Origin of the sequence: Streptomyces rhizosphaerihabitans (assembly GCF_025399795.1) — a bacterium.
Lineage (GTDB): Bacteria > Actinomycetota > Actinomycetes > Streptomycetales > Streptomycetaceae > Streptomyces > Streptomyces rhizosphaerihabitans.
In genome coordinates this window covers 67560-88464 of record NZ_JAODTZ010000047.1, presented here as the reverse complement: position 1 = coordinate 88464, position 20905 = coordinate 67560, and the positions used below count along the sequence as shown (strand labels likewise).

The window sequence follows — 20905 nt, the reverse complement described above, 5'->3', positions numbered from 1 at the left end:
CCCGCCGCAGCGGGGGAGGCGGCACCGTCGTCACGTACGGCGCCGGACGCCACCGTCCCGGCGGGCTCGCCGTCCCCCGCCCACCAGACGCCGCCCACCACCAGCGCGACGATGACCACCAGGGTCCGCGTCAGGCGGTAGGCGCGCGTCCGGTACCAGGGCCTCGTTCGTCTACGCGGCGCCATCGGGGCGTCGGCGCAGCCGCAGGAACACGACTCCCCCGGCCACGACGAGACCCGCGGCCGCCGCACCGGCCACCGGCGAGAAGTTCTGCGGATGGGCGAGACCGCCGCCGCCCGCGGGGGGTCCTCCGTTGGGGCCGCCGTGGTGTCCGCCGGGGTATCCGCCCGGGTGGGTGGGCGTCGTGCTCGGCGTCGTGCTCGGCGTCGTACTCACGGACGGGGACGGGGTCGGGGACGGACTGCCGGGGGGGCAGTCGACCCTGAAGACCTTGCTCTTGCCCGCGCCGTTCTCGCCCTGGAAATTCCAGGTCAACTTGTACTGGCCGTCGGGCAGCGTGAGGTCCCCTGTCCAGCCGTGCCCGGACGCGGGCACGATCAGGTTGCCCGAGAGGGTGGCACCGTCGGCAACAGGAGGCTGGGTCACGATGGACCAGGTGATCTGCTGTGCCCCGTCGAAGTTGAAGCCATCGAGGTAGAAAACGCAGACCTTCGGATCGTCCCGCTGGTCGTCGACCGCGGTGTTCTCGTCGTGGACCTTGACGTCGCCGTTGTCACCGGGGGCGGCGACGGCCGGGGCGCCGAGGAGGGTGGTGCCCGCGACCGCGAGGGCCACGAGGGCGCCGGCGCCGCGACGTGGGCCGGAGCGGTGCGAGAGGGACGAGATGGACATGCGAGTTCCTCCGAGTCAGATGATTTTCACACAAATCCCACTTCATCTGACTACCTTTCACATGCGCCCCGGAAAAGATCGCAACTGCGCCTGGCACCCCGTCAGGTATCGCTCTTCCGGCGCAAGGGCACCCCGGTTCGCCGCGGCTCGTCGCGCACCCGCTCCGGCTTCGCCGGGGACCTCAGTGCGATCCCCGGCGACAGCAGCGACAGCGCGCCCGGTGACGTCTCACGGGCAGGCCGCCAGATCCACGGGCACCCCGTTGAGGACCGCCGTTCCGGACAGCGGGTCGAGCAGCGAGCCGTCGAGGAGCTGGTTGACGTTGACGCCGGGGTCCAGAGAGGCATGGCTCAACCGGGTGCCGGGCCGGTCGTGTCCCCAGCCGTGCGGAAGGCTCACCACGCCACGCCGTACGGTGTCGGTGACCTCCACGGGGGCGATCACCTCTCCTCCGGCGCCCCTGACGCGTACGGCCGACCCGTCGGCGAGTCCGAGCCGGGCCGCGTCCTCGGGGTGGATGTGCAGGGTGCAGCGGTTGGAACCACCGGTGAGCGCCGGGACGTTGTGCATCCAGCTGTTGTTGGAGCGCAGATGACGGCGGCCGACGAGGACGATGGCCGACGGGCGTTCGCGCAGCGCGTCCCGCAGGCGCGGCAGATCGCCGGCGATCGGCTCGGGGAGCAGCTCGATCTTCCCGCTGCGGGTCTTCAGCCGCTGCGGCAGGCAGGAGGCGAGCGGTCCGAGGTCGATGCCGTGCGGGTGCGCGAGCAGCTTGTCCAGCGTCAGGCCGTCGGGGCGTGCGCCGAAGCCGTCGCCGTACGGGCCGAGGCGCAGCATCATGTCGAGCCGGCGCTCGGGACCGTTCTCGCCGGTGAGGGCGGCGGCGAGTTCGCGCGGGTCCCGCCCGTGCACCGGCGACGCGGTGTCCCCGGCCGCCTTGCCGAGGGTGCTGTCGATGACCATCGTGTCCACGGCGGACGGGTCGGCGCCGTGCATTCCGGTCGCGGCGAGGACGAGCCGGGCGAGGATCTCGGTCTCCGCCATGCGGCCCTCCTCCAGGGGGACGGCGGGGCGGTTGTAGCGGACCTGGTTGCGGACGGCGAGGGTGTTGAACGCGAAGTCGTGGTGCGCGCTCCGCGAGGGCGGGGGCGGCGGCAGCACGACGTGGGCGTGACGCGAGGTCTCGTTCAGGTACGGGTCGACGCTGACCATGAAGTCCAGCGATTCCAGCGCCTTGTCGAGACGGAGGCCGTCGGGTGCGGACAGGACCGGGTTGGCGGCCACGGCGATGACGGCACGGACCGGGCTGCCGTCGGGGGTCGCAGTGTCGATCTCCTCCGCCAGGGCGGCCAGCGGCAGTTCGCCCTTGGCTTCCGGGTGCCGGCTCACGCGGCTGTGCCAGCGGCCGAGCGCGAAGCCGTGACCGGGCCCCGCCGGGCGGGGCGTCCGGTCGGTGGCGGCCATCGGGAAGAGGGCGCCCCCGGGCCGGTCGAGGTTGCCGGTGAGGATGTTGAGCACGTCCACGAGCCAGCTGGCGAGGGTGCCGTGCGGGACGGTGCAGCTGCCGATGCGGCCGTAGACGGCGGCGGTGGGCGCTGCGGCCAGCTCGCGCGCCAGTTCCCGGATGGTGCCGGCGTCCACGTCGCAGGCCGCGCTCGCCGCCTCTGGGGTGAAGTCCCGCAGGGCGTCCGGGAGTTCGTCGACTCCCTGGACGTGCGGGGCGAGCGCGCCGAGGTCGACGAGCTTCTCCTCGAAGAGGACGTACGCCATCGCCGCGAGAAGGCTCGCGTCGGTGCCGGGGCGGATGGCCACATGGCGGTCGGCGAGTTTGGCCGTGCGGGTCCGGCGCGGGTCGATGACGGTCAGCGTGCCACCGCGGGCCCGCAGCGCCCGGAGCTTGCCGGGGAAGTCGGGGGCGGTGCACAGACTCCCGTTGGATTCCAGCGGGTTGGCGCCGATGAGCAGCAGGTGGTCGGTGTGGTCCAGGTCCGGCACGGGGATCGCGTTGGCGTCGCCGTACAGCAGGCCGCTCGACACGTGCTTGGGCATCTGGTCGACCGTGGAGGCGGTGAAGACGCTGTGGGTGCGCAGGGCGCCGAGCAGGACCTGCGGGTAGAGGGCACCGGCCATGGTGTGCACGTTCGGGTTGCCGAGGACGACGCCGAGGGCGTGCGGTCCGTACCGCTCGACGACGGAGCGCAGTCCGGCGGCCACCGCGTCGAAGGCCTCCTCCCAGGTGGCCTCCCGCAGTTCGCCGTCCTCGCGGACAAGGGGGGTGCGCAGTCGGTCGGGGTCACCGTCGGAGGCCCCGAACGAGGCGCCCTTCGGGCAGATGAACCCCTTGCTGAACACGTCGTCGCGGTCACCCCGGGCACCGGTCACCCGGGTGCCCTCGATGGTCAGCGTCAGCCCGCAGGTGGCTTCGCACAGGGGGCAGACGCGCAGGGCGGTTCGGGAGTCGGGGGTGGTGCCGGAGGTGCGGGACACGGGTCCTCCCGGAGGGCGGTGGCTTCGGTGGCACACGGACGCGGCCGAGCATACCGACCGGTACGCATGGTGGGGAGGGCCGCCGGGGGGTCACGTCGGAAATCCGCGCGCCGGGTCCCGGGCGGCAACCGGTCAGTCGAGGACCCTCGCCAGATACGCCCGCAGCAGCTCGCGCGTCTCCTCGATGATCCGCTCGTCCCCCTCGGGGGAGACCCGGAAGGCCAGGTGGACCAGGGTGTCGGCGGTCTCCACGGCGACCAGGAAGGAGCGGCGGAGATCCTCGTCCGGCTCGCGGTCGAGATAGCCGGAGAGCAGGTCGGTGAGGCGGTCGGCGACCCGGGTGTTGGGCTCGGCGTAGCGGGCGCCGACGGGTATCTGGTTGCCGAAGTCGACGAGGGAGAAGCCCGGCGCGGTGCGCTTCATGGCGAGGTACTCGTCGAGCACCGCGTCCATCGCGGCCCGCCAGCCTCCCCCGCCCGTCTCCCGCAGGCTCAGGGTGACGCGCTCGGCGTAGATCTCCAGGTTGCGCTGGGCGAGCGCGTCGGCCATCGCGCGCTTGTTGCCGAAGAAGCGGTAGACGGAGCCGATGGGCACACCGGCCCGCTGAGCCACGGCCCGCGTGCTCAGTCCGTCGTAGCCGACCTCGTCGAGGAGGTCGGCGCAGGCGTCGAGGATTCTGGTCAGTCGTTCTGCGCTGCGCCGCTGTACGGGCGCTCTGCGCAGCGAGGTCGCATGGGGCACGGTCTTCATGATGCCTTTCCGCCGGGGTCCGGTGAACCTCCCCCATCAGTACGCACCTCCGTGCCGTGACCACTCATCTCGCTTCGGGGACCACCGCCCGCCGCGTGGCCTGCGGCGCAGCCGGGGAGGCCGTCGATGCGGCCGCCTTCGGAGGCGACGCCGCCGAGGTCGCCGCCCCCGTCGTCGCCGCCCCGGGTGTCGTGGACTGCGGGCCGGGTGCCGAACCGGAATCCGACGCCGTGACGTCGGCCGTGCTCTCGACGGGCTTGCCGTGGACGGCCCACACGGTGCCGTCGTCGGCGTACAGCCGCGCGGTGACGTGGTGGGTGCCGCGCGGCACGAAGCGTCCGGCCAGGTGATACTCGGCGGTGCGCAGCCGGGCGACGGCCCGGCCGTCGACGTAGAGGTGGGCGATGCCGCGCCCGGCGACCGGCACGGTTCGCGCGCCCGCGGGCGAGAACCGGAAGTTGCGGACCGTCAGCCGCACGTGCCAGCCGTCGGCGGAGTCCGGCTGGATCTCGATCGCCACCTCGGGCGCCCCCTTCTTGCCCACCTCGCGGTAGAGCCGCCCCTCCTCGTCCGTCTCGTCGAGCAAGGTGCCCACGGGCGAGGCCGAGACGGTGACCCCCCGCTCGTGCGCATCACCGGCGCCGCAGCCCGCGGCTCCGCCGAGCAGGGCACAGACCACGAGCGCGACGAGCAGTCCAAGCGTCCGTCGCATGTCCGGGAGCGTAGAACAAGGCCCCTTACGGCCGGATCCCCCTGGAGTCGGGTTCTTGGGCCGTACGGACACCCCTGAGTACTACCTCCCGCGGCAACCCCTGCGGGAATTCCGGCCAACCCGCGAGCCGTACCCGAACCGTCCCGAGCCGGGCTCGATCCCGCTCCCGGACCGGCCCGCGACCCCGGCCGGGCGAAGATCCGCGCGCGGCCCGTGGCCGATCCCGTTCGGTGGGGTCGGATGACCTCTTGCGCGGGGCGGAACTGAATCCTACGGTGATGCATAGGAATCAGGCGCGAGGGAGCGATCATGAGCGGGGACGCGAGGAAGACGGCCGAGGGGCTGTCCTACCTCTCCGGATTCGGCAACGAACACGGCTCGGAGGCGGTCCCGGGGGCCCTGCCGCACGGTCGCAACGCGCCGCAGCGCGCACCGCTCGGCCTGTACGCGGAACAGCTGAGCGGCTCGGCGTTCACCGAACCGAGGGCCTCCAACCGGCGTTCGTGGCTGTACCGGATCCGGCCGTCGGCCGCGCACCCCGCCTTCACCCGCGCCGACAACGGCACTCTGCGGACGGCACCCTTCACGGAGTCGGTGCCCGACCCGAACCGGCTGCGCTGGAACCCGCTGCCCGAACCTCCCGCCGGGACGGACTTCCTCGCGGGCCTGTGGACCCTCGGCGGCAACGGCGACGCGGCCCAGCGCACCGGGATCGCTGTGCACCTGTATCACGCCAATTCCTCGATGGAGCGGGTGTTCAGCGACGCCGACGGCGAGCTGCTCATCGTCCCGGAGCGCGGCGGTCTGCTGCTGCGCACCGAGTTCGGGTTGCTCCACGTGGAGCCGGGTCAGGTGGCGCTGATCCCCCGGGGGGTGCGTTTCCGGGTGGAGCTGCTGGACACGGCGCCGGAGGGCGGCCGGAGCCGCGGCGCCCGGGGTTATGTGTGCGAGAACTACGGGGCGCCCTTCCAGCTGCCCGACCTCGGCCCGATCGGCGCCAACGGTCTCGCCAACGCCCGCGACTTCCTCGCCCCGGTCGCGGCCTACGAGGACGTCGAGGGCCCGGTCGAGGTGGTGAACAAGTTCTGCGGCAACCTCTGGACGGCGACGTACGACCACTCACCGCTGGACGTGGTCGCCTGGCACGGCAACCATGTGCCGTACATCTACGACCTGCACCGTTTCAATGTGATCGGCTCCATCAGCTACGACCACCCGGACCCCTCGATCTTCACGGTGCTGACGTCGCCGTCCGACACCCCTGGTCTGGCCGGTGTCGACTTCGTCGTCTTCGCGCCGCGCTGGCTGGTGGGCGAGGACACGTTCCGGCCGCCGTACTTCCACCGGAACGTGATGAGCGAGTACATGGGGCTCATCGAGGGCGCGTACGACGCGAAGGCGGAGGGTTTCGTGCCGGGCGGCGGCTCGCTGCACAACATGATGTCGGCGCACGGACCGGACCAGGAGACCTTCGACCGCGCCAGCACCGCCGAGCTGAAGCCGCAGAAGATCGACGACGGGCTCGCCTTCATGTTCGAGACGCGCTGGCCGGTGACCGCGACGGCCCAGGCGGCACGGGCGGAGCATCTCCAGCGCGGCTACGACGACGTGTGGCAGGGCCTTGGACGGCACTTCCGCGCGACCGACTGAGGGTTCACCGGCCGTTGCCTTCCACGCCCGCGACCTGTACGGATACCTCGTGACCTCCTTTGCTCCGGACTCGATCGTCCTGAACCGCAAGCTGCCGCTCTGGTATCAGGTGTCGCAGTCCCTGCGTGCCTCGATACTCGGCCGCTCACCCCAGGACCCCCTGCGCCTGCCCACCGAGGAGCAGCTCGCGGGGCACTACGGGGTGAGCGTGCTGACCATGCGGCAGGCGCTCAAGGAGCTGGAGGTCGAGGGGCTCATCACCCGGCACCGCCGGCGGGGCACGTTCATCGAGCCGAGTGCGCAGCGGGGCGCGCCCGTGCGGCTGCTCGGCTCGGTGGACGCGATCGTGGCCCAGCAGTCAGGCATGACGACCGAGCTGCTGGACCAGGGGAAGGCGCCCGTTTCGGGCGAACTGGCGGAATTCTTCCCGGATGTCGACGAGGTGGCGACGTACCACCGGCTGCGCAGCGACGAGAGCACGGGCGAGCCGACGAACCACGCGCGCAACTACCTCCGGACGGAGCTGGCCGATCGCATCGACCGGGAGGATCTGATCCGCTGGCCGATGACCAAGGTGCTGCGGGACGTGCTCGGAGTCGGCATCAGCCGGATCACCGACACGGTGGAGGCCCGGCTCGCGGACCCGGAGACGGCTCGCCTGCTCCAAGTGCCGCTGCTCAGCCCGATCCTGCGCTACACGGGCATCATCTACGGCAAGGACGGGCAGGCGCTGGACGTGGCGGTCATCCACTACCGGGGCGACCGCTTCTCGTTCACGGTCACCCTCGACGCCCACTGACGATGCCGTACGGGGGCGGCGCGCGGCGCCCGCGTCGTACGATGCCGGGCGTGACGCCCGACGCCGCTCCGCTGCTCGCGGACCTCATGCCGTGGTCCGTCGCACCGCCGAGGCTGGGCCGGAGGTGGCCGACGGCCCCCGACGCGGCCTCCCTGAAGGCGCGCTGGGACGCTCTCGTGCGGGCCGAAGGGGCGGACCGCGAGACGCTGTTCGGGCCGACGCGGGCGCGCACGACGCACTCCGCCGTCGCCCAGCTGCCCGGTCAGTCCAGCGGGACGGGCCGCCTCGCGCGGGCGGCGGACCCCTGCCCGGACCCGGTACGCGTGCTGAGCGCCCCCTTCGACGAGCAGTGGCTGATTCCCGACCACCGGCTGATCGACGCGGCGCGCCCCGAGTTGTGGCGGGTGGTCGGCGAGGAGCAGGTGTTCGCGGTCGAGCAGACCTCCGGGCCCGAGGCGTCCGGTCCGGTCCTGCTGGCCGCCTCCGTGCTGCCGCTGAGCGCCGGCCGCGGCGGCCGGGTGCGCCCCCTCTACCGCCGCCCCGGCGGCCGTGAACCGAACCTCGCACCGGGCCTGTCGGAGTTTCTCGGCACCCGCCTCGGCCACTCCCCCGCCCCCGTGGACGTCCTCGCCTGGACGATGGCGGTCGCCCGGCACAGCCGGGACGGCTGCGCGGTCCCGCTCACCTCCGACCCGGAAGTGTGGTCGCACGGCGTCGAGTTGGGCCGCCGGATGCTGTGGCTGATGCGCCGCGACGGCGAGCGCCCCAAACTCCCCGGTGGACGGCGCCCGTACGTCCGCGCGCCACTGACCGCCCTCCCCCAGAGCCCCCGCCCGGCCGCGGGCCCCCTCCTCACCGACCCGTACTACGACCGCGCCGAGGAGTCCCTGCATCTCGGTGACGGCAGGATCTCGCCCGTACCGCCCGAGGCCTGGGACTTCGAGGTCGGCGGAGTGCGCGTGCTCGAACAGTGGTTCGCGGCCAGGACCGGGGCGCCCGAGCCGGGGACACTGGAGGCGATCGGCCCCGCCGGCTGGCCGCAGACGTGGACGTCCGAACTCCTCGAACTCATCACCGTGCTCGCCCTGCTCGCGGAACTGCGCCCCCAGCAGGCCGAGTTGGAGCTCCGATCACCGGTCACCCGGGCCGAACTGCGCACGGCCGGGGTGCTCCCGGTCCCGGACAGGGCACGCCGTCCGGCCTCGGTGCTCGACCACCACGAAGAGGGTCCGGAGGGCCAGTTCGCGCTGATCTGAGGGCGCGCATCCGCCTGGCGGCGCACATCCCCTGCCGGGCCCGGCCCGGCCCCTCGCAGCGAGGACCGCGACCGCCCCGGACACGCCCTGGTCCTTCGGCTCGAACGCGTCCAGCACCCGGCCCAGCATCCGCTCGAACACCGCCTCCAGATCGATCGGACCGGCACCCTCCGTGAAGGCGGCGGCCATCCGCGGATACGCGCCGGACGCCACCTGGCTGCCCAGACAGGCGATCCGGGCCGCATTCTCCTGCTCCTCGGACCAGGGCAGCGAGCGGGTCCGCTCGACGGTGGCCAGCTCATTGCCGACGTACGTCGTCACCACACCGTTGAGCATCGCGATCAGCTCCGTCTTGGTGCCGTACGGGGCGTCGAGCGGATCGAGGCTGCGGCCCGACGCCGGGGCGGCGCGGTCGCCGGGCACGACATCGTGCGGGAGGCCGCGGCCGTCCGGCGGAGCATCGGGGTCACCGGGCAGTACGCCTCGGTGGACGGCGACCTCACCGGACGGCAGAACCTGCGGCTGTTCGCGCGGCTGCACCGGATGCGGGACACCGGGGCACGAGCCGCCGAACTGCTCGACCGCTTCGGGCTGACCGAGGCCGCCGACCGGCCGACGTCCACCTACTCGGGCGGTATGCGGCGCCGACTCGACCTGGCGGCGAGTCTGGTCCGCCGGCCGGCCGTGCTGTTCCTCGACGAGCCCACCACGGGACTCGACCCGGCGAGCCGCAACCGGATCCGGGACGCTGTACGCGCTCTGAAGAACGACGGTACGACCGTGGTGCTGACCACGCAGTACCTGGAGGAGACCGACCAACTGGCCGACGACATCGCGCTGGTGGACCGGGGCAGGATCGCCCGCACCGGCTCACCCGCCGAACTCAAGACGCTCATCGGCGCGTACGCGCAGGCCGTGGTGGCCCACCCGGATGCGCTGGCCCGGGCGGCCGCCGTCCTCGACCGGCTGACCGGCAACGAGCCCGAACCGGACGCGGCGCGCGGCACAGTGGGCGCAGTCTCCTCCGATCCGACGCTGACGCTCCCCCGCCTGGTCCGTGAACTCGACTCGGCGGGAGTGCCGTTGCTCGACGCGAGCCTGCGGCAGCCGACCCTCGACGATGTCTTTCTCCGGCTGACCGAAGGACCGGCCGACGGCAAGGAGCTTGCGGCATGGGCGGGTTGGCGTACGACGGCGGTGCGATGCCGGGCCGCCAACTGCGGCGGGTACGGAACAGTCCGGGGCTCGCGGTCCTCACACAGACCATGCCGATCACGATGCTGCTCTTCTTCGGGTACGTCTTCGGCAGTGCCCTGTCGATGCCGGGACCGCAGTACCGGTCCTTCCTGGTGCCGGGGCTGCTGATGGCGACCGCGGCCAACGGCGTCATGACGGGGATGTTCCAGGCGGCCCAGGACACGCACCGCGGCGTGATGGACCGCTTCCGTACCCTGCCGATGAGCCGGGCGGCCGTGCCACTGGGCCAGGCGGTCGCGGATCTGCTCGTGACGGCCGTGGGAACCGTGCCGTTCCTGCCCGGCCGACTGCGCACGATCGCGGAGTGGAACCCGATCAGCGCGGTGACCACGGCCCTGCGCGTGTTGTTCGGCAACGCTCCGGTGCCCGACGGTTCCGCCTGGCTGGTGGCCCATCCCGTCGCCGGATCGCTGGCCTGGTGCGGTGTACTGCTCGCGGTGTTCCTGCCGCTCGCCGTCCGCCGGTACGCGACCGGAGACCGGTGAGCGGCGGGACCGACCGCGAACGATCGGTCACCCCACCGGATCACCCCGTCGACATCCGTGCATGACAAAAGTATTGCCGAGGGGCCATGATCCACGGCATGCAGCCACAGCCTCTGCCGCTCGAAGGCATCACCGTCGTCGCCGTCGAACAAGCCGTCGCCGCGCCCTTCGCCACCCGGCAGCTCGCCGATCTCGGTGCGCGGGTCGTCAAGGTCGAGCGGATCGACGGCGGGGACTTCGCCCGTGGCTACGACACCGCTGCCGGGGGGCTGGCCTCGCATTTCGTGTGGTGCAATCGGGGCAAGGAGTCCGTCGCCGTCGACCTGAAGGACCCGCGCGGGCTGGACGTGGTGCGGCGGCTGGTCGCGGACGCGGACGTGTTCGTGCAGAACCTCGCCCAGGGGGCGGCGGCCCGGCTGGGCCTGGACGCGGTGACCCTGTGTGCCGAGCATCCGCGGCTGATCGCCGTGGACATCTCGGGGTACGGGCCGTCCGGGCCGTACGCCGGCAAACGCGCGTACGACATGCTCGTGCAGTGCGAGGCGGGGCTCGTGTCGGTGACGGGAACGCCCGAGCAGCCGGTGAAGGCGGGCATCCCGGCCGCGGACATCGCGGCGGCCATGTACGCCTTCTCGGGGGTCCTCGCGGCACTGGTGCGGCGCGGCACGACCGGACGCGGGGGCCCGGTGGAGGTGTCGATGCTGGACGCGCTCGCGGAGTGGATGGGGCATCCGCTGCACCACGCGATGCACGGCGGGACCCCACCGGAACGCACGGGCCTCGCCCATGCCGTCATCGTTCCCTACGACGTCTATTCGACGGTGGACGGCGGGCGTGTCCTGTTGTCGGTGCAGAACGACCGGGAGTGGCGGCGGCTCGCCCAACAGGTTCTGGGGCACGCCGAGTTGGCGGACGATCCGGAGTTCGCGACGAATCCGGCGCGGGTGGCGAACCGGGAGCGCGTGGACACGCTGGTGGGGAAGGCGCTGGGCACGCTCGGCGCCGACGAGGCGGTCGCCCGCCTTGAGGCCGCGGGCATCGCCTGCGCCCGGCTGCGGGACGTGCGGGAGGTGGCGGAGCATCCGCAGCTGGCGGCCAGGAACCGCTGGCGCGAGGTGGGATCACCGGTCGGGCCGCTGCGGGCGCTGCTGCCTCCGATCACGCTGCCGGGCGGGGAGGAAGCGCGCATGGGGGCCGTCCCGCAGCTCGGCGAGCACACAGGGGTGGTGTTGCGGGCGCTGGGCATGACGGACGCGGAGGTCGCCGAGCTGTGGCGGGACGGAGTGGTGCGCTGAGCCTCACGGCTCAACGAAGGGGGTGACCCGCGCTCCGGCTGTGGTGATCACCGGGCGCCGCTGCCCGCCGTGGGGATGACGGACGCGGAAGGGCAGCGCTGCGCCGGTCGGTGGAGTCACCGGAGCGCGGGTCGGAAAGGCCGGTACCGGCAGCCGCTCAGCGGTCGCCGAACAGCGAACGGCGCAGCCGCCTGAGCGGCGCGAAGAGCGAGACCCGCCGCACGCGCGCACCCCTGGAGCCGCTGTCGTGCGCGGTGTCACGCGCCGTGAGCTCACGCATCAGTGACGTCGCCTCGACCGTCTCGCGCTGCGGTATGGCAGGGCCACCGAGCACCGCAAGATGACGGTCGAGGCGCGAACTGGTCGCGCTGCTCCCGCACGTGATCGCAGGGACGCGTGCCCTGCTGCGCACTGTTATCTGTTCCATGTCACTCCCCACCCGTACAAGTCCACCCGGCCCGGGCAGACTAACCCTATCGCCCCCTCGTGGCGCTCGTGTATCTCGGACAAAGGATTCACCTTCCCCGTAAGGGGGTTGACGATTACTCTCCGAATCCAACCGTTTCCAGGGCGAGTTGGACAACCGGCGTGGTAGTGGGCTGTTCTGAGCCGCCGTGAGGCTCGACGGTCACTGCGAGTGATGTCGCGTTCGCATTCAGCCCGTCGGCGACGAGGGGCGTGTCGCCGTCGAAGAGGCCGAGGGAACGCGGTTTCTCGTTGGGGCGCATGAGCCACAGCTGATGGACGCGCCCCTCCGAGGGAGTGCCGAGTCCGCTCAGCGTCACGACGGCACTCCGCTCCGATGCGGAGGCCACCACTCCGATTCCGCGTCCCCGTGCGTCCCGGTCACCGGTCGCCCGTGCGTCGGGCGCCGCGAGAACGTGGGCGATCTCACGCGCCTGAGCGCGCTCCCGGCCCAGTTCGTCCCGCGCCTGGGTCGCCTGCACCGCGAACAGCGAGGCGACGACGAGGGCAGCGGCGGCCGTGGTGGTGGCGAGCGGGGCGAAGAACGGGCGGAACCGGGGGGTACGCGCACGCGCGGGCTGATGGGCCGGCCGTGCGCGGGGCAGGTCCCGGCCAGCCGGTTCCTGGGGTGTCGTCCGTACGGCGGTCAGCACCCGCTCGCGCAGCGCGGCCGGCGGGGACGCCGCCGTGGACCAGGCGAGCCGTACCGCGTCCTCGGTCAACGCCCGCACCTCGTCGGCACAGCGGTCACAGCCCTTCAGATGGCGTTCGAAGCGGCGCCGCTCATCGCTTTCCAGCGCGTCGAGGGCGTAGGGAGCGGCGAGGGAGTGCAGATCGCGGCCCAGCAGTCGGTCGAGGACGCTCATACGGCACCCCTCTCTCTTCCGTGCGGATCGTGGCCGGGCGGGCAGTCGTCGACGTTCACGCGACTCCTCCCAGGCATTCACGCAGGCGGGTGAGCCCGTCGCGCATACGGGTCTTGACGGTGCCGAGGGGCAGGGAGAGCCGCTCGGCGACTTCACGGTAGGTGTAGCCGTCGTAGTAGGCGAGGGTGACGGACTGGCGTTGCAGTGCGGTGAGCCGGTCGAGGCAGCGGCGGACCCACTCGCGTTCGAGCCCGGCCTCGACCTCCTCGGCGACCTGGTCGAAAGCGGGGTGGTGGTTGCGCTGCCCCTCACGATGCTCGCGTTCGGTGGCCGCGCGGGCGCTGCGCACCCGGTCGACGGCACGGCGGTGCGCGAGGGTGAGGACCCAGGACAGGGCGCTGCCGCGTCCGGGGTCGAACCGCGCGGCGGAGCGCCAGAGTTCGAGCAGGACCTCCTGCGACACCTCCTCCGACTGTGCGGGGTCCCGCACCACGCGGCGCACCAGTCCGAACACCGGCCCGGACACCAGTCCGTACAGCTCCTCGAACGCCTTCTGGTCGCCTCCGGCCACCAGCACCAGTAGTTCGTCAGCCTCCACCCGTCCCCCTCTCCGGCCGTGCACGGCCCGTCCTTTCCCCTACGTCTTCGCAGCGAACCTGTCTACGGATGGGTTACGGATCAGCGAGCCGAAAACGCGTGTCCGCCGCTGATCAGTTCGCGTGTCCGCCTCCGCCCGGTTCGCGTGTCCGCGGCCGACCGGCTCGCGTGTCCGCCTCCGCCCGGTTCGCGAGTCAGCCGCCCACCGGTTCGCACGTCCGCCGCCCACGGTTTCGCGAGTCCCCGGCCGACCGGTCCGGCGGGCCGTCGCCGAAGAAAAGGGCCCGCCGATGAAACAAGCTGGGAGAACCGCCGTAAACACGTTTGGGATTCGACCAATCCACCCCGGCGACCGCTCCGAATGGCGTGCGTCAGGCAAGTTGGACAGAGGACGGACGGCATGACACCTATCTCCAGGAGCGGCGCGGGACGCAGGACTCTTGCGACCCTCGTATGTGGTGCGCTGGCCGCCGGGGGGCTCGCAGCCGCCGGCGTGACCGTGCTGGTACCGGGGGCGGCCTCCGCCTCCAGCCACCGGGAGGCCCCGCTCATCTCGGGCACTCCGCAGTACGACAACACGGACGTGTACGCGTTCGTCAGCCCGGACAAGCCCAACACGACGACGATCGTGGCGAACTGGATTCCCTTCGAGGAGCCCGCCGGCGGCCCGAACTTCTACACGTTCGCCGACGACGCCCAGTACGACATCCACATCGACAACAACGGTGACGCACAGGGTGAGTTGATCTACCGCTACACCTTCAAGACGCACCGCAAGAACGGCAACACGTTCCTCTACAACACGGGTCCGGTCACCAGCCTCGACGACCCCGACCTGAACATCACGCAGTCGTACGACATCGATGTGCTGCGACTGCACAACCAGAGGCTGGTGTCGAAGACCAAGATCGCGGACGACGTCCCGGTCGCTCCGTCCAACGTCGGCAAGGCGTCGATGCCGGACTACGCGAAGCTGCGCCACCATGCCATCTCCAAGCTCGCGGGCGGCACGACGACGTTCGCCGGCCAGGCGGACGACCCGTTCTTCCTGGACCTGCGCGTCTTCGACCTGCTGTACGGCGGGAACCTGACCGAGGTCGGACGGGACACCCTCAAGGGCTACAACGTCAACTCCATAGCCCTTCAGGTCCCGAACGACATGATCCGCGAGTCGGCCGGACAGCCGGTCGTCGGCATCTGGTCCACCACTCAGCGCAAGGACGCCCGCGGCCAGTACCGCCAGGTCTCGCGTCTCGGCATGCCGCTGGTCAACGAGGTCGTCAACCCGCAGAAGGACAAGGACAAGTTCAACGCGTCCGCGCCCTGGGAAGACGCCCAGTTCCTGAAGAACGTGACCAACCCGGAGCTCCCGAAGCTCATCGAGGGGATCTACAAGATCAAGGCCCCGGCCGAGCCCCGCAACGACTTGGTCGACGTGTTCCTGAAGGGCGTGAAGGGCCTCAACCAGCCGCCCCACGTGCGCCCGGCGGAGGAACTGCGCCTCAACACCTCGATCAAGCCGTCCATGCACCCCAAGCGACTCGGTGTGCTCGACGGCGACAACGCGGGCTTCCCGAACGGACGTCGGCTCACCGACGACGTGATCGACGCCTCGCTCCAGGTCGTCGAGGGTGAACTGGTCGGTTCCAAGAACGACTTGGGCGACGCGGTCGACAAGAACGACAAGAGCTTCGAGAAGTCGTTCCCGTACGTGGCCGAGCCGACCTCGGGTTCGCGCGGCGCGCTCGCCAAGGGCACGACCAGCGGGACGGATGTGCGCAGCCAGCTGGGCGACGCGCTGCAGCCCGCCGGCACCTCCGGCGGCGGGACCGACACCGTGCTGATCGCGGGCTCCGCCGCGGCGGGCGCCGCGGGCATCCTGCTCATCGGCTCCGGTCTGCTGTGGTGGCGCCGACGGATGTACAACCGGGCCTACTGACCCGGCTCACCGACTGGCGCGGCCCGCACGCAGTTCACCCCCCACGGTGCGGGCCGCGCCGCCCCCACCCCCCACGACGACCGTTCCGCCCAGGACTTTGAGGAGAGGGCATGTCCCCGCGTACGAACGACAACGCGACGCCGGACGCCGACAAGGCCACGCCCGACGAGAGCACCGTGGGGGCCATGCCCGCCGAGAACACCGCGGAAGCGACGCCGGCCGAGGACGCCACGGGCATCGCGCCCCGCGAGGACGCCGAAGCCGACACCGAAGACGTCGACACCGAAGACACCGAGGTGCCGGTGCACGACACGAGCGCCTCGGAAGCAACACCCGCCGAGGACACCTCCCAAGCCGCGTCCGGCAAGGACTCCACAGAGGCTGCGTCCGGCGAGGACACCGCCGAAGCCGCGTCCGGCAAGGATTCCGCCGAGGGCGCCCCGACGGCCGCGTCCGATCGGAACTCCGCACCGGTCGGCGCCGACGAGGACACCGCGGGCGTCGCGGAGGTGGCCGACGAGCGAGTGGCCGCCGTGCGCCGGCTGTCGCAGTCGCAGCGTCGTTGGCGGGCTACCCAACTCGGGTTCTGCGCGGCCGCGTTGGCGGTCGCCATGACGGCGGGCGCGGTGGTGCTCGGGGCCCTGAGGGACGGCACGACGACTCCCGCCGTCGCGGCCGTGTCCAACGGCGTGTCCCCGCAGTTGCTCGCGAGCGGCGACCTCGACGCGAGCATCCTCTCCCTCCAGGCCCATCTCCGCACTCAGCCCAAGGACTTCAGCGGCTGGGCGACGCTCGGCCTCGCCTACGTCGAACAGGCCCGCACCAAGGGCGATCCCTCGCGCTATCCGCAGGCACAGGAAGCTCTCAACCGCTCCCTGAAGCTGCGCCCCGACTACGACCCCGCGCTCGCCGGGCGGGCCGCCCTCGCCGCCGCCCGGCACGAGTTCGCCGACGCCCTGAAGTACGCGGACCTCGCACTGAAGCAGAACCCCTACAGCGAGCGCGCGCTGTCCTCCCGTATCGACGCACTCGTCGAACTCGGCCGCTACGACGAGGCGTCGAAGGCGGCCGACCTGGCGGACTCCCGGCGGCCGGGGGTCCCCGTCTTCACCCGGTACGCCTATGTCCACGAGCTGCGCGGCGACGTGTCGACCGCCCGCCGGGTCCTGCGGCAGGCGCTCACTACGGCGACCAGCCGCGGCGACATCTCGTACGTGACGACCGCGCTCGGCCAACTGGCCTGGAGCCAGGGCGAGTACCACTCCGCCCTCACGTACTACGCACGGGCGCTCGCCGCCGACGACAGCTATCTCCCCGCCCTCGAAGGCCGGGCCCGCACCCAGGCCGCGCTGGGCGACCGCGCGGCGGCGATCAAGGGCATGGAGCAGGTCGTACAGCGCTACCCGCTTCCGCAACCCCTGGTCGAACTGGGCGAGTTGTACGAGGCCCGTGGCGGGGCGGGCGACGCGCAGAAGGCGCGCGACCAGTACACACTGGTGAACGCCTGGATCTCCCTCGCCCACGCCTACGGCGTCAACGCCGACCTCGACACCGCGCTGGCCGCCGCCGACCACGGCGACCACAAGGCCGCACTGCAGGCAGCCCGCGCCGAGTGGGCCCGGCGGCACACCGTGCACACCGCGGACGCGCTCGGCTGGGCGCTGCACGTGTCGGGCCACGACGCGCAGGCCCTGCCGTACGCGCGCAGGGCCACGGCGACGGGCTACCGCAACGCGTCCTTCCTCTACCACCTCGGCGTCATCGAGCAGGCCACCGGTCACGCCGACAAGGCCCGCACCGCGTTGAAGGCGGCCCTGGACCTGAACCCGGGATTCTCGCCGCTGGGCGCCGCCAAAGCCCGTACGGCGCTGAAGGCCGCGCAGTGAGGGCGGCGCGGTTCCTCGCCCTCTGCGGCACGATCCTGACCGCGGCCTGCGCACTCGTGCTCGTCCCCTCCGGGCAGGCGAGCGCGCATCCGCTCGGCAACTTCACCGTCAACCGGTACGACGGACTCGTCGCCGCCCCGGGGCAGTTGCGGGTCGATCACGTCGAGGACCTGGCCGAGATCCCGGCCACCCAGGCCAAGCCGGACATCAAAAGGCTCGGTATGACCGACTGGGCCAGGCAGCGGTGCGAGAACGCCGCGCACGGCAGCAAGGTCACCGTCGGCGGGCGGACGGTGGCGCTCACCGCGGGCGCGAGCCGAGCACGCCTGCGGCCGGGGCAGGCCGGACTCAACACCCTGCGCGTGGAGTGCCGGCTGACGGCGCCCCTGCCGAGCAAGGGCACGGTCACCGTGGGATTCCACAGCGCGGGCGCCGACCGGGGCCCCGGCTGGCGCGAGATCACCGCCCGTGGTGACCGGATGACGCTCACCTCCTCGGACGTACCGAAGAAGTCGGTGTCGGCAGAGCTGACCCAGTACCCCAAGGCGCTGCTCTCCTCGCCCGCCGACACCGCCACCGCGTCGCTGCGGATCCGCCCCGGCGGCCCCGCCCTCGTCGAGGAGCGGCGCGAGGCTCCGGGGGCCTCCGTGCTCCCGCGCGGCGCCGACCGCTGGACCCAGGCCCTGAACAACCTGGTGGCCCGGCATGACCTCACCTTCGGCTTCGCCGCACTGGCCCTGGTCATCGCCGTCGGCCTGGGCGCGATGCACGCGCTCGCTCCGGGGCACGGCAAGACCCTGATGGCCGCGACGGCGGCGGCGCGCGGGGGCAGGGCCCGGCTGAAGGACGTGCTGCCGCTGGCCGCCTCGGTGACGGTCACCCACACCCTCGGGGTCGTCGCGCTCGGCCTGCTGGTCACCGCGGGCTCGGCGGCCACCCCCTCCGTGATCGCCTGGCTCGGCGTGTCCAGCGGCGTCCTGGTCACGGTGGCGGGCACCACTCTCCTGCGGCGGGCCTGGCGCAACCGGCCCTCCGTACAAGGGCACGGCCACGACCACGGACACCCGCACGATCACGCGCATCCGCACGACTCGGGCCACACGCACGACCACGCTCACGACCACGAATCCGCTCACGGGCACGACCACGCGCTCGAGCACGGCCGGGACCGGGCCCCGGCCCATGACCACACGCACGACCACGAGCACACTCCCGCCCCCCGCCACACACACGATCACGAACATGACCACGACCACGACCATGCGGACGCCCCGCACCGGCACGCCGACCACCCCGTGCGCCCCCTGGCGCTCGCTCACGCCACCGCGTCCGTGACGACCAGCGCTCCCGCCTCGACCGCAACGGCAACGGCACCCCAACTCCACGACCACGACCACCCGCACCCGCACCCGCACCCGCACCCGCACCCGCACCCGCACCCGCACGACCATGCCCCTGAGCACGACCACCGCTCGGGCAATTCCCCCCGCTCCTCCGCCCTGGAGCACACCCACGGCGGCTTCACCCACACCCACGAGATCGCGCCCACCCTCCGCGGGACGATCCTGCTCGGCTTCGCCGGTGGGCTGGTCCCCAGTCCGTCGGCGGTCGTCGTCCTCGTGGGCGCCATGGCGCTCGGACAGGCCTGGTTCGGCCTTCTTCTCGTTCTGGCGTACGGCGTCGGGCTCGCCCTGACGCTGACGGCGGCCGGGTTCGCCGTCGTCAAGCTCGGCACCGGGGTCGACCGGGCCCTGGCCGGGCGCCGGCGGTGGGCCGAGGGGCGCGTCGTGCTCCTGGTCCGCAGGACCGCACCCCTGGCATCGGCGTTGATCGTTGTAGCCCTTGGGGCTGGATTGGTGCTCAAGGGGGCGGCATCCGTTCTCGGCTGAGCTACTTTTGGGGAGAAATCGCGCGGATGCGAATGGGGGACGCACGTGTCCGAAGATCCGGGCAGTGAACGTGTGATCGCGGGGCGCTACCGGCTGCTCTCGCCCTTGGGCGAAGGCGGCATGGGAACGGTGTGGCGCGCCCGCGACGAAGTGCTGCAACGCGAGGTCGCCGTGAAGGAGGTCCGCGCCCCGGCCGGGCTTCCGTCGTCCGAGGTCGAACGGATGTACGCGCGCCTGGAACGGGAGGCGTGGGCGGCCGCCCGTATCTCCAACCGCAATGTGGTGACGGTGTACGACGTGGCCATGGAGGACGGCCGGCCCTGGATCGTGATGGAGCTGATCCGCGGCATCGCGCTCTCCGATCTGCTGGACGCCGAGGGGCCGTTGACTCCGGAGCGCGCCGCCCACATCGGCGCCGAGGTGCTCTCCGCGCTGCGTGCCGCGCACGAGGCGGGAGTGCTGCACCGGGACGTGAAGCCGGGCAACGTCCTGATGTCGAACGACGGTCGGGTCGTCCTGACTGACTTCGGGATCGCGACGGTCGAGGGCAGCTCAGCGCTGACCATGACGGGCGAGGTCATCGGATCGCCCGAATTCCTGTCCCCGGAGCGGGCGTTGGGCCGCACCCCCGGTCCCGAGTCGGACCTCTGGTCACTCGGGGTGCTGCTGTACGCGGCGGTCGAGGGCAACTCGCCCTTCCGGCAGAACACTCCGCTCAGCACCCTGCGGGCCATCGTCGACGAACCGCTGCCGCCGCCCCGTCGTGCCGGTCAGCTCGCCCACGTCATCGAGGGGCTGCTCGCCAAGGACCCGGCCGAACGGACGAGCGCGGAGTCGGCCGAGCACCAGCTGCGCGTGGTCGCGGCGGGCGGTACGGCACCCACACGGCCGATGGGCGCCGCGCCCCCGGCCTCCTCCGGCGCGCCGACGATCAGGGCGTTCAACCAGCCGCCGGCCTCGCCGACTCCGCCCCAGGGGTTCGGTCCGCCTTCCGCGACCGTGCCCTCGGCCACCTCCACGGCGGAGCCCGACCGCAATCGCCGCGCTGCCGTCGCCCTGATCGCGGGCCTGGTCGCGCTGGCGCTCGCCCTCGGCGGGCTTACGTACGCCCTGCTGAACCGTGACAACGGAAACGCCGGAAACAGCGGGCGGGGGAACAGCAGCAGCGGGGGCACCGGCAACACCACCGGCGACGGTGGGACCTCGGGCGGCAGGACGAGCGACAGCGCCACCGCCGGGGTGACCGGCGGCAAAAGTCCCTCCAGCAGCGCTCCCGGTGGAGGTGGTTCGACCACCGCTCCGCCCGCGCAGTCGGTACAGGTGACGGTCTCGGGTCACCACACCGACTACAAGGGCACCTGTCCGCCGCCCGGCACGGAGGCTCCCTCGTTCACGGTGACCTTCACGGTGGGCCGCGTTCCGGTGGATGTCGAGTACCGCTGGGTGACGAAGACCGGTGATGTGACCGATCCGAACTGGAAGACGCTCTCGTTCCCCGCGGGCGGTGGCAGAACACAGCAGAAGACGGTCGTGGCGACGACGTACGACACGAGCGGGGAGTTCGCCAACGCGATCAGTGTGGAGGTGCGCAGCCCGGTCCACGCGACCTCCAACTCCGTTCCTTTCACCATCACTTGTGCGACGGAGACCCCGACGGACGGGGCCTCCGCATCCGTATCCGCATCCCCTTGACGGGGCTGACGATGCCCCTCTGCCGAGC

General features: G+C 72.0%; 16 protein-coding genes and 3 pseudogenes. 10 read left to right on the top strand and 9 right to left on the bottom strand.

Annotation, left to right across the window (positions count from 1 at the left end):
* From N4G66_RS34520 to N4G66_RS34500, 5 genes and pseudogenes are all read right to left on the bottom strand, one after another.
* Positions 1 to 185, bottom strand: a pseudogene (locus N4G66_RS34520) (class F sortase); the annotation flags it as partial.
* Positions 172 to 852 carry a hypothetical protein gene (locus N4G66_RS34515; protein ID WP_261708232.1) on the bottom strand — a complete coding sequence of 227 codons (681 nt, stop codon included), beginning with the start codon at positions 850 to 852 and terminating at the stop codon, positions 172 to 174. The pseudogene N4G66_RS34520 and the gene N4G66_RS34515, both read right to left, overlap by 14 nt.
* Positions 853 to 1080: 228 nt before the next feature.
* Complete coding sequence (locus N4G66_RS34510) at positions 1081 to 3339, bottom strand: molybdopterin oxidoreductase family protein (RefSeq protein WP_261708231.1); 2259 nt, start codon at positions 3337 to 3339, stop codon at positions 1081 to 1083.
* 132 nt (positions 3340 to 3471) lie between these two features.
* A complete protein-coding gene (locus N4G66_RS34505; RefSeq protein WP_261708230.1) occupies positions 3472 to 4089 on the bottom strand; it encodes a TetR/AcrR family transcriptional regulator in 618 nt (205 codons plus the stop codon).
* 64 nt (positions 4090 to 4153) lie between these two features.
* Complete coding sequence (locus N4G66_RS34500; RefSeq protein WP_261708229.1) at positions 4154 to 4801, bottom strand: nuclear transport factor 2 family protein; 648 nt, start codon at positions 4799 to 4801, stop codon at positions 4154 to 4156.
* Between the two features lie 309 nt (positions 4802 to 5110).
* Between N4G66_RS34500 and hmgA the strand changes: the two genes are divergently transcribed.
* From hmgA to N4G66_RS34485, 3 genes are read left to right on the top strand one after another with little or no spacing between them, the layout of a single operon-like run.
* Complete coding sequence (hmgA, locus tag N4G66_RS34495) at positions 5111 to 6451, top strand: homogentisate 1,2-dioxygenase (RefSeq protein WP_261708228.1); 1341 nt, start codon at positions 5111 to 5113, stop codon at positions 6449 to 6451.
* A gap of 49 nt (positions 6452 to 6500) precedes the next feature.
* Entirely contained in the window at positions 6501 to 7250 is a 750-nt protein-coding gene (locus N4G66_RS34490) for a GntR family transcriptional regulator (protein WP_261708227.1), read from the top strand.
* A 41-nt stretch (positions 7251 to 7291) separates the two neighbouring features.
* Positions 7292 to 8506 (top strand): type ISP restriction/modification enzyme, encoded by a 1215-nt coding sequence (locus N4G66_RS34485; RefSeq protein WP_261708226.1) that lies wholly within the window; start codon positions 7292 to 7294, stop codon positions 8504 to 8506.
* Between the two features lie 93 nt (positions 8507 to 8599).
* On the opposite strand, the pseudogene N4G66_RS34480 reads toward N4G66_RS34485, so the two are convergent.
* Positions 8600 to 8890: pseudogene (locus tag N4G66_RS34480) on the bottom strand (TetR/AcrR family transcriptional regulator); the annotation flags it as partial.
* On the opposite strand from N4G66_RS34480, the pseudogene N4G66_RS34475 reads away from it, so the two are divergent.
* From N4G66_RS34475 to N4G66_RS34465, 3 genes and pseudogenes are all read left to right on the top strand, one after another.
* Positions 8835 to 9679, top strand: a pseudogene (locus N4G66_RS34475) (ATP-binding cassette domain-containing protein); the annotation flags it as partial. The pseudogenes N4G66_RS34480 and N4G66_RS34475 overlap by 56 nt on opposite strands.
* Positions 9679 to 10248: an ABC transporter permease gene (locus N4G66_RS34470; RefSeq protein WP_261708225.1), complete on the top strand. Its 570-nt coding sequence runs from the start codon at positions 9679 to 9681 to the stop codon at positions 10246 to 10248. The pseudogene N4G66_RS34475 and the gene N4G66_RS34470, both read left to right, overlap by 1 nt.
* Positions 10249 to 10334: 86 nt before the next feature.
* On the top strand, positions 10335 to 11543 hold the full coding sequence (locus N4G66_RS34465; RefSeq protein ID WP_261708224.1) for a CaiB/BaiF CoA transferase family protein: 1209 nt from the start codon (positions 10335 to 10337) through the stop codon (positions 11541 to 11543).
* 157 nt (positions 11544 to 11700) lie between these two features.
* Here N4G66_RS34465 and N4G66_RS34460 read toward each other — a convergent pair whose 3' ends face one another.
* From N4G66_RS34460 to N4G66_RS34450, 3 genes are all read right to left on the bottom strand, one after another.
* Positions 11701 to 11970 carry a hypothetical protein gene (locus N4G66_RS34460; protein ID WP_261708223.1) on the bottom strand — a complete coding sequence of 90 codons (270 nt, stop codon included), beginning with the start codon at positions 11968 to 11970 and terminating at the stop codon, positions 11701 to 11703.
* A gap of 115 nt (positions 11971 to 12085) precedes the next feature.
* On the bottom strand, positions 12086 to 12874 hold the full coding sequence (locus N4G66_RS34455; RefSeq protein WP_261708222.1) for an anti-sigma factor: 789 nt from the start codon (positions 12872 to 12874) through the stop codon (positions 12086 to 12088).
* A gap of 55 nt (positions 12875 to 12929) precedes the next feature.
* Complete coding sequence (locus N4G66_RS34450; RefSeq protein ID WP_261708221.1) at positions 12930 to 13472, bottom strand: sigma-70 family RNA polymerase sigma factor; 543 nt, start codon at positions 13470 to 13472, stop codon at positions 12930 to 12932.
* Positions 13473 to 13871: 399 nt separating this feature from the next.
* Between N4G66_RS34450 and N4G66_RS34445 the strand changes: the two genes are divergently transcribed.
* The 4 genes from N4G66_RS34445 to N4G66_RS34430 all read left to right on the top strand — a co-directional run bounded on the left by N4G66_RS34445 (position 13872) and on the right by N4G66_RS34430 (position 20877).
* A complete protein-coding gene (locus N4G66_RS34445) occupies positions 13872 to 15410 on the top strand; it encodes a DUF4331 domain-containing protein (RefSeq protein WP_261708220.1) in 1539 nt (512 codons plus the stop codon).
* 110 nt (positions 15411 to 15520) lie between these two features.
* The gene (locus N4G66_RS34440) at positions 15521 to 17296 is read left to right on the top strand and encodes a tetratricopeptide repeat protein (protein WP_261708219.1); all 1776 of its coding nucleotides are present in this window, start codon (positions 15521 to 15523) and stop codon (positions 17294 to 17296) included.
* Positions 17293 to 19185 carry an urease accessory protein UreH domain-containing protein gene (locus tag N4G66_RS34435; RefSeq protein ID WP_261708218.1) on the top strand — a complete coding sequence of 631 codons (1893 nt, stop codon included), beginning with the start codon at positions 17293 to 17295 and terminating at the stop codon, positions 19183 to 19185. The genes N4G66_RS34440 and N4G66_RS34435 overlap by 4 nt, the downstream gene beginning before the upstream one ends.
* Positions 19186 to 19230: 45 nt before the next feature.
* Positions 19231 to 20877 (top strand): serine/threonine-protein kinase, encoded by a 1647-nt coding sequence (locus N4G66_RS34430; RefSeq protein WP_261708217.1) that lies wholly within the window; start codon positions 19231 to 19233, stop codon positions 20875 to 20877.
* Positions 20878 to 20905 lie beyond the last annotated feature (28 nt).

Coding starts and splice junctions, on each gene's coding strand:
- N4G66_RS34515 (WP_261708232.1), bottom strand. CDS start 852: ATGTCCATCTCGTCCCTCTCGCACCGCTCCGGCCCACGTCGCGGCGCC.
- N4G66_RS34505 (WP_261708230.1), bottom strand. CDS start 4,089: ATGAAGACCGTGCCCCATGCGACCTCGCTGCGCAGAGCGCCCGTACAG.
- N4G66_RS34500 (WP_261708229.1), bottom strand. CDS start 4,801: ATGCGACGGACGCTTGGACTGCTCGTCGCGCTCGTGGTCTGTGCCCTG.
- hmgA (WP_261708228.1), top strand. CDS start 5,111: ATGAGCGGGGACGCGAGGAAGACGGCCGAGGGGCTGTCCTACCTCTCC.
- N4G66_RS34485 (WP_261708226.1), top strand. CDS start 7,292: ATGCCGGGCGTGACGCCCGACGCCGCTCCGCTGCTCGCGGACCTCATG.
- N4G66_RS34470 (WP_261708225.1), top strand. CDS start 9,679: ATGGGCGGGTTGGCGTACGACGGCGGTGCGATGCCGGGCCGCCAACTG.
- N4G66_RS34465 (WP_261708224.1), top strand. CDS start 10,335: ATGATCCACGGCATGCAGCCACAGCCTCTGCCGCTCGAAGGCATCACC.
- N4G66_RS34460 (WP_261708223.1), bottom strand. CDS start 11,970: ATGGAACAGATAACAGTGCGCAGCAGGGCACGCGTCCCTGCGATCACG.
- N4G66_RS34455 (WP_261708222.1), bottom strand. CDS start 12,874: ATGAGCGTCCTCGACCGACTGCTGGGCCGCGATCTGCACTCCCTCGCC.
- N4G66_RS34445 (WP_261708220.1), top strand. CDS start 13,872: ATGACACCTATCTCCAGGAGCGGCGCGGGACGCAGGACTCTTGCGACC.
- N4G66_RS34440 (WP_261708219.1), top strand. CDS start 15,521: ATGTCCCCGCGTACGAACGACAACGCGACGCCGGACGCCGACAAGGCC.